The 15,683-nt window shown below is 65.9% G+C and carries 18 protein-coding genes and 1 pseudogene; 2 read left to right on the forward strand and 17 right to left on the reverse strand.

Annotated features, from left to right (window positions below):
- Positions 1–2 precede the first annotated feature (2 nt).
- The 11 genes and pseudogenes from WC704_RS05350 to WC704_RS05400 form a co-directional block, all read right to left on the reverse strand.
- Entirely contained in the window at positions 3–587 is a 585-nt protein-coding gene (locus tag WC704_RS05350) for a S26 family signal peptidase (protein ID WP_209516644.1), read from the reverse strand.
- Positions 584–1,102, reverse strand: coding sequence for a DUF2840 domain-containing protein (locus WC704_RS05355; RefSeq protein WP_310066599.1), 519 nt, complete (start codon positions 1,100–1,102; stop codon positions 584–586). The genes WC704_RS05350 and WC704_RS05355 overlap by 4 nt, the downstream gene beginning before the upstream one ends.
- Positions 1,099–1,869: a site-specific DNA-methyltransferase gene (locus WC704_RS05360; protein ID WP_209516647.1), complete on the reverse strand. Its 771-nt coding sequence runs from the start codon at positions 1,867–1,869 to the stop codon at positions 1,099–1,101. Before WC704_RS05360 ends, WC704_RS05355 begins: the two co-directional genes overlap by 4 nt.
- A gap of 211 nt (positions 1,870–2,080) precedes the next feature.
- Positions 2,081–2,947, reverse strand: a complete 867-nt coding sequence (locus WC704_RS05365) for a replication initiator protein A (protein WP_310066601.1) — start codon at positions 2,945–2,947, stop codon at positions 2,081–2,083.
- Positions 2,948–2,971: 24 nt separating this feature from the next.
- Positions 2,972–3,229: a helix-turn-helix transcriptional regulator gene (locus tag WC704_RS05370; protein ID WP_371421260.1), complete on the reverse strand. Its 258-nt coding sequence runs from the start codon at positions 3,227–3,229 to the stop codon at positions 2,972–2,974.
- Between the two features lie 90 nt (positions 3,230–3,319).
- A complete protein-coding gene (locus tag WC704_RS05375) occupies positions 3,320–3,697 on the reverse strand; it encodes a DUF2285 domain-containing protein (protein ID WP_372888912.1) in 378 nt (125 codons plus the stop codon).
- Positions 3,698–3,760: 63 nt separating this feature from the next.
- Positions 3,761–3,874 (reverse strand): annotated as a pseudogene (locus WC704_RS05380) (DUF2285 domain-containing protein); the annotation flags it as partial.
- A gap of 43 nt (positions 3,875–3,917) precedes the next feature.
- Positions 3,918–4,133 (reverse strand): transcriptional regulator domain-containing protein, encoded by a 216-nt coding sequence (locus WC704_RS05385; RefSeq protein WP_209516653.1) that lies wholly within the window; start codon positions 4,131–4,133, stop codon positions 3,918–3,920.
- A gap of 132 nt (positions 4,134–4,265) precedes the next feature.
- Complete coding sequence (locus tag WC704_RS05390) at positions 4,266–4,583, reverse strand: DUF736 family protein (RefSeq protein ID WP_209516656.1); 318 nt, start codon at positions 4,581–4,583, stop codon at positions 4,266–4,268.
- A gap of 504 nt (positions 4,584–5,087) precedes the next feature.
- Complete coding sequence (locus WC704_RS05395) at positions 5,088–5,537, reverse strand: hypothetical protein (RefSeq protein ID WP_209516659.1); 450 nt, start codon at positions 5,535–5,537, stop codon at positions 5,088–5,090.
- Positions 5,538–5,679: 142 nt separating this feature from the next.
- Positions 5,680–5,841 (reverse strand): hypothetical protein, encoded by a 162-nt coding sequence (locus WC704_RS05400; RefSeq protein ID WP_209516662.1) that lies wholly within the window; start codon positions 5,839–5,841, stop codon positions 5,680–5,682.
- Positions 5,842–6,293: 452 nt separating this feature from the next.
- On the opposite strand from WC704_RS05400, the gene WC704_RS05405 reads away from it, so the two are divergent.
- The gene (locus WC704_RS05405) at positions 6,294–6,569 is read left to right on the forward strand and encodes an HU family DNA-binding protein (protein ID WP_209516665.1); all 276 of its coding nucleotides are present in this window, start codon (positions 6,294–6,296) and stop codon (positions 6,567–6,569) included.
- A 48-nt stretch (positions 6,570–6,617) separates the two neighbouring features.
- On the opposite strand, the gene WC704_RS05410 is transcribed toward WC704_RS05405, so the two are convergent.
- The 3 genes from WC704_RS05410 to WC704_RS05420 form a co-directional block, all read right to left on the reverse strand.
- Complete coding sequence (locus WC704_RS05410) at positions 6,618–6,926, reverse strand: hypothetical protein (protein ID WP_209516667.1); 309 nt, start codon at positions 6,924–6,926, stop codon at positions 6,618–6,620.
- Positions 6,927–6,997: 71 nt separating this feature from the next.
- Positions 6,998–7,318 (reverse strand): DUF736 family protein, encoded by a 321-nt coding sequence (locus WC704_RS05415; RefSeq protein WP_209516674.1) that lies wholly within the window; start codon positions 7,316–7,318, stop codon positions 6,998–7,000.
- Positions 7,319–7,631: 313 nt separating this feature from the next.
- The gene (locus WC704_RS05420; RefSeq protein ID WP_209516677.1) at positions 7,632–8,495 is read right to left on the reverse strand and encodes an HNH endonuclease signature motif containing protein; all 864 of its coding nucleotides are present in this window, start codon (positions 8,493–8,495) and stop codon (positions 7,632–7,634) included.
- A gap of 97 nt (positions 8,496–8,592) precedes the next feature.
- Here WC704_RS05420 and WC704_RS05425 point away from each other — a divergent pair, with 97 nt between their 5' ends.
- Positions 8,593–8,874, forward strand: coding sequence for a hypothetical protein (locus WC704_RS05425; protein WP_209516680.1), 282 nt, complete (start codon positions 8,593–8,595; stop codon positions 8,872–8,874).
- A gap of 27 nt (positions 8,875–8,901) precedes the next feature.
- Here the strand turns inward: WC704_RS05425 and WC704_RS05430 are convergent, their stop codons facing one another.
- From WC704_RS05430 to WC704_RS05440, 3 genes are all read right to left on the reverse strand, one after another.
- Positions 8,902–9,837: an SLOG family protein gene (locus tag WC704_RS05430; RefSeq protein WP_209516771.1), complete on the reverse strand. Its 936-nt coding sequence runs from the start codon at positions 9,835–9,837 to the stop codon at positions 8,902–8,904.
- Positions 9,838–10,161: 324 nt separating this feature from the next.
- Entirely contained in the window at positions 10,162–11,226 is a 1,065-nt protein-coding gene (locus WC704_RS05435; RefSeq protein WP_209516683.1) for a toprim domain-containing protein, read from the reverse strand.
- 11 nt (positions 11,227–11,237) lie between these two features.
- The gene (locus tag WC704_RS05440; protein WP_209516686.1) at positions 11,238–15,587 is read right to left on the reverse strand and encodes a strawberry notch-like NTP hydrolase domain-containing protein; all 4,350 of its coding nucleotides are present in this window, start codon (positions 15,585–15,587) and stop codon (positions 11,238–11,240) included.
- Positions 15,588–15,683: the final 96 nt, after the last annotated feature.

Genomic DNA, 15,683 nt, shown 5'->3' on the forward strand with positions numbered 1-15,683 from the left:
GATCAATGTCCTTTGCTGGGGGTGGAAGCCGCGCTGCCGCCAAGGCCGCGCCAGTGTAGTGGCTTGTCGGGAGCATCGCGGGTGAGGACCGGCGTCGCGCGACCGAGCAGGCCGGCGGCCGGGATCGGGCCGAAATATCGGGCGTCCATGCTGTCCGGCGTGTCGTTCAGCAGGAAGAGCTGGTCGCCGCCGACGATGTGACAGCCATGCCAGACCGGCAGCGGCCGGCCATGGCTGTCGCGAGGCAAGGCCGTCGCCGTCAATCGGCCGTCAACGGTCACGCGCGGGCCGGTGCGGCAAACGCGCGCGCCGGGGCGTGCCGCGACATGCTTCAATAGCGGCACGCCGATCGCGAGATAATTGCGGTCCGCCATGTAGCGCGCGAGCGCGTGGGGCAACTTGATCGCAACCAGGTCGCCGGTAGCGGGATGCGCTGTGGCCGTCAGGCGATAGAGGCCGATCGGCGCGCTGGCGCTCGCGTTCCAGATGAGCCGGGGACGCGGCGCGAGCAACGCGACGCCGACGAACAGCGTCGTGAAAAGTTCGGCGACGAGCAGCGTCACCAGCACATAACCGAGCCGGCTCATGACTCGATCGCCTTGCGCTTGAGCCATGCCGCATGGCGTTGGGCGGTATAGAGTCTCGGCCGCTCGCCTGCGGAGAGACGGTTCTGGATATGGCGCCAGTGATCAGGCGAGGCGTCGCACGGATCGACGCCGGCGGCTTCCACCGCGTCGATCGCGGCGAGCACGGCGCGGACCTTCGGCCAGCCCTGGATCGAAAGCAGGAGTTCGCCGCCCGGCCGCACGAACGGCACCGTCGTATAGCCCTCTTGCGCGCCAACGGCGCGCAGAACGTCGATCCGTGAATGGACCGTGCCATAGTCGTTCGAAGCCCAGCGAACGAACGAGAACACCGCATTGGCGCGGAACGAGACGACGCGGGTTCGACGGCTGACGATTCGTTCGGCGGCTATCCGCCCGAAGCGGATCCAATGCTCAAGACGCTTCTCGATCCAGATCAGTTCGACGTCGGTCATGGCGTCGCGGAGCGGTGGAACGACGCCAGTGCTCACGCGCTCGCCGGGCGGCGGCTGCTTCATGGTAGGTCTCCAAAATGAGGGTCCGATGCGAGAGGCACCCCGCCGAACGGCAGGACGGCCGCGATGCGGGCGTCGGCGCGCGCGGCCATATCGGCGTCGATCTCGCACCCAAGATAGCGCCTTCCGGTCGCGCGGGCGGCTTCGCCCGCAGCACCTGAACCCGCGAACCAATCGCCGACCAGGCCGTCAGGCGGGCAACTGGTGCGGATCAGGATTTCGAGAATACCGACCGGCTTTTCGGTCGGGTGGGTCGCTCGGCCATGACAATTCGGCGCGTAGATGACTGAGCGCATCAGCCGCGGCCCGCCATCCTCGCTGGCATAATGCCCCCGTTCGATATGGCCGGTATGCGGCGGGCGGCGTTTGCGTCTAACGGTGCGCGCGGTGGCATCGGGCGTGGTCTGAACGTCGTTATAGACATCGTCCCAGCGCGCATCGGTGCGGTAGAGTTGAACAATCAGTTCGTGGACGCGCTTGAACCGATCGGCGTGGAACGCGCTACCGTTCTGCTTCTCCCAGACGATTTCCTGGGCGTAGCGCAAACCCGCCGCGCGAATGTCGCCGGCGATACCGAGAAAGCTCCGCAGAGAACCGAATAGCCAGATCGAGCCGGTCGGCGCGAGCGCCTGGCGTGCCAGCGCGAGCCATCCTTCGACGCGGCGATCCCATCCCAGCGACGTGTCGCCATAGGGCGGATCGGCAAGGATCATGTCGAACGGCGCATGCGCCGGCATGACAGCGCGGCAGTCACCAATGAGCACGCTCATCGCGACCTCCGCGCGTCGAGCAGCCGAGCGGCGCTGTCCACAGACGCACCATCCGTTAGCAAGAATCCGAAGGATTCTTCTCTATTAGGACAGTTAGAGAGAGCAGGATTCGCCGAGCGTTTTCTTGAGGTTACACGGCCCCCGCGTTCCCGATAGTCCGAACATCGCGTTCCCGATGGTCCGAACCCGGCTGTTCCCGATAGTCCGTGTCTCATCGCCGGTTATCCACAGACGCAAGACGCACGCGGCGCATCGCACGGTCGAACGAATCAGCCGGCAATGGCGCGAAGATCAGCCGCTCGCGGCCGAGCTGGTGCTCGATGCTGAGCGCATAACCGGGAAGCGGCTGACGCTGGACGATGCCGCGCAGCTCGAACGCGAACCGCCGATACGGCGACAGCACGCCGGACTTGAGATGGAGGTGCTCGACATCGAAGCTCCAGCCGCCTGACTGGCGGCCGCCGTGCTTGCGAACGAGGCGATAGAGCCAGCGCTCCAGTCCGCCGGTCAACGCGAAGTAGGCGCGGTCGATCGTCAGCACGAGCGCGCGATCGAGGACGCCGGCATAGAACCAGTCGGGCAAGATCAACTCGATGCCGAATGCGCGGCCGTTATGGTCGGCGAGTTCGCGCCATTCGTTGATCCAGGAAAAGCGGTGGCGACGGCGCTGATGCTGCTGACGAATCGACGTGGCGACCGTGGTCGACTGCAGCCGGTCGAGCGCCGCCTTAAGGCGATCATAGCTCGCCTTGCCGGTGCCGCGCTCGGTGAAAGCGAGAATTTCGTGTGGCGTAGTCGCCATCAGCCGTGAGGTCGGCCGGCCGGCGTCGCGTGCCTGGATGAGCTGGCTCGCCGCCCATATGAGGACGTCGGCATCCCAGATGGTGGCCATGCCATGCTCAGGCACGGCCTCTACCGAGATCCATGTTTCGCCCATGCGGAAGTCGATTGGCGCGATGCGCCGCGACTTTGCGAGGCTGAAGAAGGGCCACGTCATCAGATCCTGCGCATCGCGCGGCGCGATGTCGCCGGGCACTGACCTGAACAGGTCGAGCTGCGCGCGCTCGCCGATGCGCAAGGAAGTGTTTCGCACGGGGGGCGCTCAGTCTTCGGTAGGGCGGCGCCGGGCCGGATAGACGACGCCGATGCCCGGATCGGACGTCGATTTGCGCGTGCCCCGCGTTGCCCAGGCGTCGAGGTCATCGATCGCGTAGACGATTCGACCGCCGAGCCGGCGATAGACCGGGCCAGTGCCGTAGCAGCGGTGCTTTTCGAGTGTCCGCGGGCTGAGTCCGAGGTGGGTCGCAGCGTCGGGTGTCTTGAGATAGCGCGGGCGCACGGCGGATAGGTCAGGCTGCACGATCGTCCTCCTTGCTTGACGGTGCCGGCCCCGGCTTTTGCAGAGCCATTGGGAGGACCGTGGCGGAGAACAACCGGCGCCCCGGAGCGGCTATTTTGGCGCGCTGGTTTTTGTCGCCCCCCCGAGCGTTCCGCGGAGCAGGTTTCGATATCCGCGGTGCATGAGCGCGAGCGCCTCGCCGATCAGGCGTTGGGTGCGACGGCGCTCGGTCGAGGATTTCCACTCCATGCCGCGCCCGAGCGTCATGCCGGGATAGACCAGGCGGCGGGCGATCTCGTGCGAGGTCGGCGCGCGATGCGCGCCTTCGAGCGCGTCGAGGATATCAAGCAGGAGGTTGAGACGCTGGCGCTGGAACGCGGTGGGTCGGAAACCGCGCAGCTTGCGCGATGGCGGTGCGCCGGCCAGGCGCCGGTCGAGCCGCGAGGCGGCGCTCCGGCGGGTTTCGATGGCTGCGTCGCGCACGATCATAAAGGCCAGCGGTTGCCCGGGAAGAGTGTCGCGAAGCCAGAGATGATGCGGACCATCGACGTCGCCCAACACGAGGTGGCGCCCATCCGACAGCGCGCGATCGGCGAGAATGATGGGCCAGCCGGTAATGTCGAACGGCGTCGCGCCGGCGAAGCCGGGCGGCGCAGCGTCGAGGATGACGGTTACGGGCGATAGGAACGGCGACCAGAGCGCCGGATCGCTAGGGGGCGAAGCGTCCGGCGCGAACGGGAAAGCAGAGGCCCCAACGACGGGCCATCACCTCCGCTTCGGTCGCTGGCGCTGCCGAGGGCGCGTTTGCTGACAGCGCGAGAAAGTCTCGCCGGTAATCAGGGTTGCGGCGCAGGAACTCCTGTGCAAATCCGGCAAAATCCAGATTGCGCCGCGCCGAGCTTCTTCCCCTGCGTTCGTCGGACATCGCCGCCCCTTTTAGGTGGGCCGGCATCCTGCGGACTGTTGTGCGTCGGGGATATTCCAACTTCTTGAGGGGCTTATCCCCCGAAATGGGGAGACCCGCCAGGCGTGGAGCGCGAGGCGGGTCGGTGGCGCGTCAGTCGTTGTTGCGGCGCGAAGGCCGACTCCAGACAAGGTCAAAGCCGCCATCCCCGTTGTCGTAGAGCTGGGCGAAGATCGGTGCGACGAAGCTCGGATCGTCGAGCTTGACTGAGAGGAAGCCGCGGTCATCGCTGGTGCGCTTGCTCCAGGCGGCGCCCACGTCTGCCTCGCCGACCATCACGCGGTGGCTGGGAGCGTTTGCGCCGTTGCTGTCCACCGGGACGATCCGTACCGACTTGGCCTGGACCGAGAGGGTGATGATCTCGCCGCGAAGTTCGCCGGAGACCTTCTTGAAGCTGCCAATCTTGCTCATGTTACAGTCCTTTCTTGCGTCTCGGGCCGCGCCCTTGCGACCTCGATGCGCATGACCGGACAGCAGGTGCCGGACGCCGCAGCCGTCAGGCCCGCAGCGACAGCGAAGGACGGCGGGCATGGGACTTTCTTGGTGCGCGAGGAACGGCGGCACGCCGGGGGAAGAAAGTTCCAGGACCGCCGTTGCGGCCAGGCCGGCGAGCGGAGCGGCCTGCTGGCAAATGCGCGCTATTGAGAGGTCGCGGGGCTCGGCAGCGAACCGGAAAGCTTAGCTATGAGGTCCGGAACGCGCTTGGGTGGGCGATCGTGATCTTCGCGGAGAATAGCGAAGAGTGCCGCGGGTGGTGGATCGGGTGCGACAGTCCTGCCGCCCGCTACAATGGCCCGTGAGGATCGGCGTGTTGGTCGAGGCCCGGAGCCGCCGCGTCGAGGCTGGCCGAGCCCGAGCGGCAGTCGGACGATCACCGTGCTCGTACCGACATTCAGCCTGACCGCCAAGGGAGGATCAGTCGGAACACCCTGTCTGGGTTGGTCCCGTCAGCAGAACCTGACGCACTGGTGCTGATGTAATCTCGGTCCATGCCTTGGCGGCGATCGCCATCGCACCAATGAAGCTGAGCATCGTCAGGGTGACGCCGGAGCCCAGCGCCATCCCGGCGATGCCGTAGATCGCGTGATAGCCCGCGAAGGCGGCGGGGATGACGAAGAGCGCGGCGATGGCGAGGCGCAGCAGCGGCGAGCGTACCGTGTCGAACAGGATGCGCCCGATCGCGAGCGTCGCCGCGCCGACGAGGATCGCGCCGAGGATCGAGGCCGGCAGACCTTGGCCGTGCGCGTGAAGCCAGAAACCCGTTGCAAGGCCGGCATAAAGCGGGAGGGCGTGCACGGCGAGGCCGATTAGCAGCCAAAGGACGTAGAGTGCGGCGAACAGGCCAAATAGGAGCAGGATGGTCATCGGCGTCCTCCATAGCAACATGGATATCGGACGCGCCCGCCACCACCTCCACAGCGCGATCTGCCGGGAGAGCATAGCATAAGGCGGCCCGTGAAAAAGCGGAAACGCGCAGAGGGCTGAAAGCCCGCCGATGGGCAAGCGGTCATCCCCACGGATCATATTCCCGGACCACCTGGTCGGGATTGCCGTCATATTCCTGGCTCGGCATGACCACATAGCCCTTGTCGGTTCTGACGAGGACGATGAGGGTCATCAGCGTCCTTGCAAGGCTCCAGGCGAGCGATTGAGCGGTGTTGAGCGGCATGATGAAAACTCCTGTCCGGGAGCGGGGCCATCCCCGCTCGACAGGGGCCCCGGCGGCCGGGGCCTGGCCGCAATCACCGCGCCGGGACTTGTCCCAAGCGGCCGCACGCGCCAGCGTAGTGGACCCTTTACGGGTTGATTGAAGGAGGCTCAGGCTTCGGCCACAGGGATCAGCGCCTTGCGAGTGGGGATGGCCCGATCCCGCGCTTTGCTCCGCCGCCCCTACCGATCAGTCGCTTGTCTGGAACCTCGATTGCCTGATGGTGACATTGGTCGTGGGCGAGGTTCGATGCCGCGATGAAGTCTGCTGTGACAGTCGCGGCCGCAGAAAGGCCCGAACACTGCAAATGGAAGAGAGATGACCGGGAGGCGATGTCTGCCTACGGTGACCGGCTGCGTTGGACGATGCGAGTCGCCTCTGCGCGGACAGGATTGGGAAGTGGAGTGATATTCGTGAACAATAATGATCTTGCCGATGCCATTGCCGCCACGAGCGGCACCACCAAGGCCGATGCTCGTAAGCTGGTCGATGGCGTTCTGACGGCGATCGCGGAGGCGGCCGCCAAGGGCCAGGAAATATCGTTGAACGGCTTCGGCAAATTCAAGATCAAGGACAGCCCGGCCCGCGAGGGACGCAATCCGTCGACCGGCGAGACGATCCAGATCGCCGCATCAAAGAAGCTGACCTTCACGCCTGCCAAGGCCTTGAAGGACAAGCTGAACGGTTGAGCATGGCGAAGCGGGGACAGGTATCGACCTGTCCCCGCAAGTTTCAGATCAGCGGATCGGCCAGCCCGCTCGTTCGGCGAGTGATTGCCGTGCCGGCAGGGCCGCCTCGCGCGCCATGTCGGCTATATCGCATTCGGCGAGATCTTCGAGCGCATAGCCTTGCCGCTCGGCCGCCGCGATCAGCGCGGCGAGGCTGGGATATTCATCGAAGCGTATCCCTAACCAGAGGCCGGGTTCGTCGCGTTCTTCGTCCTCGAACGCCTGGAGGAAGTAGGTTCGCATCGGCGGGTCGTAGCCGATGACGGCATTGTCGTCGGTCCGTGTGGCCGACCGAACGGTAACAGCGTGACGGCTCATCCGGAGCGTCCTTTCTTATCTGGGAAAGAAGATACCGGCCCCGCCTGGGGGGCGGGGCCGGCGGCGGCGTGTCAGGCCGGCGGGTTCCAGATGATGACCTTCTTCGAAGGGTCATCGCCGGGCGCGTTGGCGACATTGCCGTAGATGGTGCCGAATTCCGGCGCAGACAGCGAGACCGAAACATATTCGGCGCCCGTGGTCTGCGAGAAGCGGTTCCAGCCGGCGCCCAGCTCGAAGCCGTTCTTGCGGCTGATGATCCGGAAGTCCGGTTCGCTGTCCTTCGCCTTGCGGGCGTTGGGAATGATCGCGATCGGCGCGGTGACGTTGAGCGTCGCGAGCGTGCCTTCGAGACTGCCGTCGGACTTCACGGTGAGGTTTGCGATAGTGGCCATGGTCAAAACTCCTTCGGTTGCTCGGGGACCATCCCCGATGGCGCCCAAAGGAGAGCCCGGTCTGCCGACGTCACTGGAGCGTAAGCGGAAGGGAACCCCCTTGCGGGGTTGACGGCACGAGGCATGCCGAGGATCGTATGCAGGCGACAAATGAGGGGTCGGTCTCCAGCAGTTGGAGGGATGCGGCTGTCCTGGCCACCGCTTTCCTCATGAAACGTCAGGGGCGGCCGTCGCGTTCGGCTATCTGCGTAAATCCCGCGTGATCCCGTGTTTCCCGCCCCGAGGCGAATTTGCGATCCACACCCCGGCCGGATCAAGCAGGCACGGTCCTCGAAGACAGGCGCTTCCGGAATGCTTCCCGCAAGCGGACGGCATCGGCTCCGAAATGCGCCTCCCGGTGGTGGTTGGGGCAAAGGCAGATCACATTTGCCACCGCGTCCGGGCCGCCTTCGTGTAGCGGGATAATATGATGCGTCTCCAGATAGATCGCGCCACCGGCTCGAACAAAGCCGGGCGAGCCACAATATTCGCAGCGTCCCGCAGCGCGCAGCAGGGCACGGTTCCGAATGCGCGGATCGCGGACATAGACAAGACCTGCCTGTTCGCGCCGCCGGACCTCCTCTGAACCGTCCGGCTCAATCAGGGCGAACTGGTCGACGAACAGGCAAGCCGTGCCGCGCACAAGCACGTGCGCGCCGGTCGCCGCATCATAAGAGGCGAGCGTCCAGGGCTCGGGATCGAGTTCGCGTTCCGAGACCTGCGAGGCCTTGGCCTCCGGATCATCGCGATCCCGGCGATTGCCGGCATTGAGAATGACCCGTATCGAGAGACCATCGCGCTGCGCGAGCTGGAGCGCATCATCCAGCTTGCGGGCGCGGCGCCCCCAGGGATTGCCGCGCCCGCGCGCGAACTGGACGTCGGCATCTTCGCGGAAATTGCCGCGATGGACGATGAGGCCGTCCTCTTGCCTCAGTAGCACATGCCAGAGGTTCAGCACGATCGCATTGCCGGGTTCGACGAATACCCATTCGTAGCAATATTTGGGGTTCGTCCGCGCACCGGCCGCGCCGCGTTTACTGTTCGACCAATCGGAGACGTCGAGCCCCGCCTCGCGAACGAGGTCATGGACGAAATATTTTCGAGCGGGCCGGATATCGTCGAGCATCGACATCGACATAGACCTATCTCGTCATGTCGACGTTAAAATTGCCCGATATTGATCTCTCTCGTTCATTCGCTCTTGAAGCGAGCGGCCATTATGAAATGCTGTGGCGATGAGCGATCCCGAACCCGAGCCGCTGATCCAGCGCAACTTCGCGCCCGAGCTGCCGCATTTCGGCAAGCATTTCGTCTATCATGGACAGAGCGGCGTTCTGACGTTCCGCATCGATGTCCAGGACTCTACCCATGACGGTCATGTGATTGTCGGCGGCACGATCCTCCATGGGATCGAGACATACCCGACGGGGGTGGAAAAGGATCTTAGAGGAGGGCAGTTTTCTGCCTTTGTGACGGAGAGTGAGTATATGCGGTTGTCGAACTCGCCGCTGGACTGACCGAATTAGCCCCGCGCGCACGACCGGTCATCCGGGTCGATTGCGAAAGTCCCAGATGCGGATGCCCATCTTCCGGGCCTTGTCGGCGAGATTGTCCTGGATGCCGGTACCGGGGAAGACGATCACGCCCTTTGGGCAGGCTTCGAGCATCGTATCGTTACGCTTGAACGGCGCGGCCTTCTTGTGGCGGTTCCAGTCGGGCTGATAGGGCTTTTGCGGCACGTTGCGGTCGCGTGCCCAGCAGGCAGCGATACGCTCGGCGCCGGTCGGCGTGCCGCCGTGGAGCAGGATCATCTGCGGTAGCTGCTGATGAACCTTGTCGAGCACGGCATAGATTCGGTCATGATCGTTGCAGTCGGCGCCGCCGGTGAAGGCGATCCGCACGCCGTCGGGATTGAGCACCAGGGCATCGCGATAGGCCCGGCCATCGATCTGCTTGCGGCTGTCGAGCACCGCCGAGGTCAGCGCCTTGCGATTGACCATGGGGCCGGAACGGGGAAGCCAGGGTTTGCGCAGATGGATGCGGAACTGATCAGCGGCGGCGTCGCGGAAGAATTCCATCGTGTCGCGGCGCTCGATCATGGTGATGCCTTCGGCGATCGTGCGTTCCAGCTCGACCGACTTGACCTCGCTGCCATCCTGTTCGCGCTGCATGCGCTTCTGCGCCTGCTCGTTGTCGTCGAGCTCGCGTTCGACCCGTTCGCCGGCGCGGTGAAAGACGTTGACGACGCCCCAGGCGAGATCCTCGAGGTCGGGTTCGATCCGGGTGTCGATCAGGCATGAGACCAAGGCGTCGAACATTTCAGCGACCGCGCCGCCGGCGATACGGTCGTCCGGCAGCGGGCGATGGTCGGGTTCGTCGTCGAAGGGGCGATAGCCATAGAGTTGCATTTCCTGAAGGAGATAAGCCGTGGAGCCGGGTTGGGGCTCGTCCTGTTCGGGGTGATCGGTGTCGCTCGTCATCGCCATGCTCCGGATCCTGTGAGCCACGCCTCTCGTGGCCTTCGTGGCGACGACCGGCGGCGGGCGGAGCGGGCTTGCACCGCGCCCGACAGGGCGCGGCCGAAGCGCCCAGCGGAGGATGGCGGAGCGGCGGCTATTTTGTTTCGCGCTGCAAAGGGGCTTCAGCCCCGGCGGAAAATAGCCGTCGCGCAGCCATTGCCGGCCCGGGCCGCTTGCCGCAGTCGCCCTCTATCGAAGGCAAGAGCGTGGCGTCTCGCCGGGATCGTCCGGATCATGCGGATGCGACCATCCGGTCCGTGCAGGACTGAGCCCCTGCCTTCCGGCCTATCCCCGTCCGCCAAGGAACCGCGCCGCATCGGTTTCGAAAAGCTGGGACCGCACCGCCACCGCGAGACGCTCACGCCCGAACGCGCACAGGTCGTCGTTAAAGTCCCCGTGCCTGGGCTCGAGCGGCACCACCTCGATACCCATCGGGATCGTGCGCTCGGTGAGCGTCTTCAACGCGCCCGCACCGGCGGGATCATCGTCGCGCGCGACATAGAGACGTCGAAGTCCGGCCGGGAACAGGATGGCGGCAAGATGGGCGGCGGAGAGCCCGGCGATCGCCGGCATCAGAGGCATGACCTGACGCAGCGACAACATGGTTTCGATGCCCTCGCCCGCCATCATGATCGGGCCATGTCGTCCGAACCTGACCCCATGCCCAAGCAGATCGCCCATGGCGCGGCGAGGATAAGCGACCGGCGCCTTGCCGGAGCCGTCGAGCGCGAGCCAGGTGCGATGCACGCCGGTGACGCTGCCATCAAGGTCGGTGACCGCCGCGATCATCGCCGGCCATACGGGTCGGACATCTGGGTCATCTTCGTCGGATGCCCGATACCAGCAAGAGGCATGAAAGTGCAGCGCCTCGCAGCCGGTAAGGTCGGTGATGTGCCGTGACGCAAGATAGGTCCGAACCAGGCTGCTCCCGACAGGCTTCGAGGCGGCACAGAGCCGCCGCGCCGCCTGCTGCGTGCCGGACGGTGCCTTGCTTTTCCTGTACGGCTCGTTCGCGACCGGCGGCGGCATGGGCAGGCTGAGGAAATGGCGAGCCTCGTCGAGCGTTTCGCGCATGGTCTGGCAATTCCGGGCAGCCGCGATAATGTCGAGCATATCGCCATGATCACCCGACTGCGCATCGGTCCATTTGCCGGCCGCTCCGCGCCCGTCGGGCGACGCGGAGAGACGGACATAGAGGCTGCGCCCGGGTGTGTTGTGGACGTCGCCCACCAGCCAGTACCGGCCCTCCTTGCGTCCCTTGGACAAGTAACAGCGGCAGACCGCCTCGGCATGGTCGGCCAAGGCCGCGGCGATCTGGCTGGCGGGGCTGATGGTATCCGTGGCGGGCATCGTGGGGCTCCTCAGGCGGCCTGACGCGCCGAGATCCGTTCGACCGGAAAACGATCGAGCAGACGGCCCAACACGTCGACGCCGACAGCCCCTGTCGGCACGTAGAGCTTCAGCTTCCACGAGACGATCTCGGAGATCAAGCCCATGGCCTTGAGGCGCTCGACGCCGAGATCGTTGAAGCCGGTGAGTTCGATCCGCCAGTCGTTCATCGAGCGGACACGCTGGAGTTTCTGGCTGCCCGCCAGGAACAGCGAGGCTTCGCCCGAGATCAGCATCGCGAGGGCTTCTTCGCCTGAGAGTTTGACCGGGCCGTCATCGTTGGTGACGCTCGCTGCCCACGCCGGAGAGACGCGGCGGCCGATCACACGCTCGCCGTCATCGGTCTGAAGGCGGTAAACGCGGGTCGATTCGTTCGGGAGCAGTTTCCAGATCGGCAGCAATAGGCCCGACACCATGTGCAGTGTCGAGACCTGGTGATCCGGCAGTCGGGCGAGTTCGGCGGCCCAGGCGGTGCTGAACGTCCCCCTGTCGACCTCTTCCCAATGGTTCACCGCCAGCTTATCGGCGGCAACGACCATATCCATCAGTGGCGAGATCAGCCGCACGCGGGGATGGATCGCGCCGTCATCATCGGTGACGCTGCGCGCCCGGCGCTGGACCGCGCCGAGCCCGGTCTGGGCATTGACCAGCAGCTTGGCCCCGCGATCATCGACCATGGCCAGAGCATCGGCAAGCGCGAGAGGTTTCAGCCGATCCTTGCGTTCGATGGTGATGAGCGCGGTCTGCGCGCCGGTGCCCGGATGGGTGTAGATCGGCGCGCGGCCGGTGATGCGGAAGCTCTCGGCGATCAGGGTCTCGAGCCCCACCTCATAGCTTCCCGATGCCTGCGCCTGCTCGATCCGGGCGGTAAGCAGCCCTTCGAACGCCTCGAACAAGAGGTTCTGCATGGCGACCGTCAGCGCCAGCATCCGGTTCAGGAAGATGTTGATGCCGGGCAGCTCATCCTTGAGCCCGCCGTCGCTGTCGAGCAGCGACAGGCCGGTTGCCGCTTCGAAGCGGGCGAGCGAACAGCCTTCGACCTTGCCGCGTGCGAGCAGGACATAGAGCTGGCGTAGCGCATCACGCGCATACCAGCTTTCGAGATTATCTTCGGGCCGGAACATGTTCTGCCCGCCGGTCTGGCGCTGGCCACGCGTGATCGCACCCAAGGAATCGAGTCGCCGGGCGATGGTCGAGATGAAGCGCTTCTGCGCCTTCACATCGGTCGAGACGGGCCGGAAGAGCGGCGGCTGCTTCTGGTTGGTGCGGTTGGTGCGTCCGAAGCCCTGGATCGCGGCATCGGCCTTCCAGCCGGCCTCGAGCAGATAATGGATGCGTCGGCGCTGGTTCACCGCGCCAAGATCGGCATGATATGATCGGCCCGTGCCGCCGGCTTCCGAGAAAACGAGAATGCGCTTCTGATCGCTTTGGAAGGCGTCGGTTTCATGGAGCGCGGCCGACGTCGGCCGGTTCTCGACCGCGAAACGGGCGGTGCCGTCATCGCGGGTCTTCGGGACGACGCGGCGCGAACGCCCCGTTACCTCAGCGACCGCATCAGCCCCGAAATGCTGGACGATCTGGTCGAGCGCGCCGGGAACGGGCGGCAAGGCCGCAAGCCGCTCGATCATCGCGTCGCGGCGGCGAACCGCCTCGCGATTGACGACGGGATTGCCCTCCTCATCATGGACCGGCCGGGACGAGAGATTGCCTTCGCCGTCGGTGAACGGCTCATAGAGCTGCATCGGAAAGCTGTGTTGTAGGTAGGACAGAACGCCGTCTCTCGGCGTGATGTCGACCGACACGTCATTCCACTCGTCGGCGGGTATCTCGGCCAGGCGACGTTCCTGCATGGCCTCGCCGGTTGAGACGATCTGCACGACCGATGCGTTGCCCGCGCTGAGGTCCCGCTCGATGCTGGCGATGGTGCTCGGCGTCTGCATGCTGGTGATGAGGTGATTGAAGAAGCGCTGGAGCATCCCCTGATAGGCGGACTTGGCCTGCGCCTTCGCCTGGCGGTTCAGGGTGCCGTGGCTTGCACTGGTGACGCCGGAGGCTTCGAGCGCCGCGTCCAGATTGTTGTGGATCACCTCGAAGGCTGAGGCGTAGCTGTCGTAGATGCGGACCTGCTCTGACGTCAGCTTGTGCTCCAGGATTTCATATTCGACGCCGTCAAAGGACAGCGAGCGGGCGGCATAGAGCCCGAGCGCCTTCAGGTCGCGGGCGAGCACTTCCATCGCGGCGACGCCGCCATTCTCGATCGCGGTGACGAACTGCCCGCGTGTCGCGAACGGGAAATCGTCGCCGCCCCAGAGGCCGAGGCGCTGCGCATAGGCAAGATTCTGCACGGTGGTGGCACCCGTGGCCGAGACGTAGACGATCCGGGCATCGGGCAGCGCGTGCTGGAGGCGAAGGCCCGCGCGCCCCTGCTGCGACGGCGCGACGTCGCCGCGTTCACCCTTGCCGCCGGCGGCATTGGCCATGGCGTGCGCTTCGTCGAACACGATCACGCCATCGAAATCCGCTCCGAGCCATTCGACGATCTGTTCGACACGAGACTTCTTCGATCCGCGCTCCTGCGAGCGCAGCGTGGCGTAGGTCGTGAACAACACGCCTTCGTCGAGGCGGATCGAACTGCCCTGCTTGAAGCGTGAGAGCGGCGTCACCAGCAGCCGTTCCTGTCCGAGCGCGGACCAGTCGCGCTGAGCGTCCTCCAGGAGCCGATCGGAGACGGACAGCCAGCAGGCCTTGCGCCGGCCCTTGAACCAATTGTCGAGGATGATCGCGGCGACCTGCCGGCCTTTGCCGGCGCCAGTGCCGTCGCCGAGGAACCAGCCCCGGCGGAACGTCACGCTGTCGTCCGCGTCGGGCCGCGCGGCGGTCACGACGTCGCAGGTCGCATCGACTTTCCATGCGCCGGAGAGATGCCCCGAATGGGCTTCGCCGGCATAGATCACGGATTCGAGCTGCGCGTCCGACAGGATCCCCAGCACCGCAAGCTGCGGCGGCAGGTGCGGCCGGTACGACGGCTTGGGTGGCGCGACCGACGCCATGGCGGCGGATTGCACGAGCGGCGTCGGGTGCGCGGTCGCGCCCGGGATCACGATCGACTGGAGTGCATAGGGCTCGTAGATGCTGTCGCCGAGCCGATCGGCGGGCGGGGTCCAGTCGATCGTCTGATAGACGAGTTCGACCGCTTCGGACTCGGCGTCGCTGCATGTGGATTGCGAGGCGACTCTTCGCGCCTTGGCATCTGCTGGCGAAGCCGATGTGGAGATGGCGAGCGGCGTTACCGGCGACGGGGTGATCGGCGAGCGCGGGGGCACCTGATCCAGCACCCGGCCGAGCAGCGTCGCGGTGTCGGGCGCTGTTCCCGCGCTGGCGGGCAGTGCGGTGGGATCGTCAGCCGGCACCTTGTCGATCACGGTCAGCCGGGTGTCGATGGTGGTGCCGTGCTTCGCATAGACCCTGCCGTCGATCGCGGCGGTGAACACGACGCGGCCGCTCTCTTGCAACCGGACGAACGCCTCGCGCCAGGTGGCCGCGTCGGGCGAGCAGGATGCGCCGGTGATGGTGACAAGCCGGCCACCGGGTTCGAGCCGGGCGAGCGCCGAGGCGATATGGCGAAGCGCGGCGTCCTTCATCGTGCGCTCGACATGGGCGACCGCCGAGAATGGCGGGTTCATCAGCACCACGGTCGGGCGGATCGCGGCCGGCAGCCGGTCGTCGATCGACGCGGCATCGTGGTGCGAGACGGCGACGCCGGGAAAGAGATGGCCGAGCAGCGCGGCGCGGGTCTCGGCAAGCTCGTTCAGCGTGATGCCGGTCCGCGCCAGCATGGCATGGACTGCGAGCATGCCGGTGCCGGCGGAAGGCTCCAGCACATGATCGGCAGGATGGAGCGAGGCGGCGACCGACGCGACGAACGCGAGTCCCGGCGGCGTCGAGAATTGCTGGAGCGCCTGGGAGGTCTCCGAACGGCGCGTATGGGTCGGCAGGAGCCCGGCGACGCGCTCGATCAGCGCGAGGGCGCTGGCGGGCGCACGGCCGACGATCGTCTGGCCATAGCGACGCAGGAACAGGATCTCCGCCGCCTCGCAGGCATCATAGGCGGTCTTCCAGTCCCAGGCGCCTTCGGCATCAGTGCCGCCGAACGCAGTGGTCATCGCGAGACGTAGGTCCGATGCGTCGATCGGGCGCCCGGCCTCGATCATGGGCAGGAGCCGAGCGCCCGCCGCGTGGATGGAAGCGGCAGCGGCCGCGAATCCGGATGCGGCGGGAAGCGGCGCGGCGCGCAGCGCCGCGTCGGACATGGTCTGGGTCATCAGGCAAGCCTTCCGGGAGAGCAGGAACGGAGTGAGCCGCCGGCGCTCTCTCGAACCAGCGAAGCTCGCCCGATCTCGGCCCGCCTTTCCCTCTCG

The organism is Sphingomonas sp., from assembly GCF_041661885.1.
In the GTDB taxonomy this organism is placed as follows: domain Bacteria; phylum Pseudomonadota; class Alphaproteobacteria; order Sphingomonadales; family Sphingomonadaceae; genus Sphingomonas.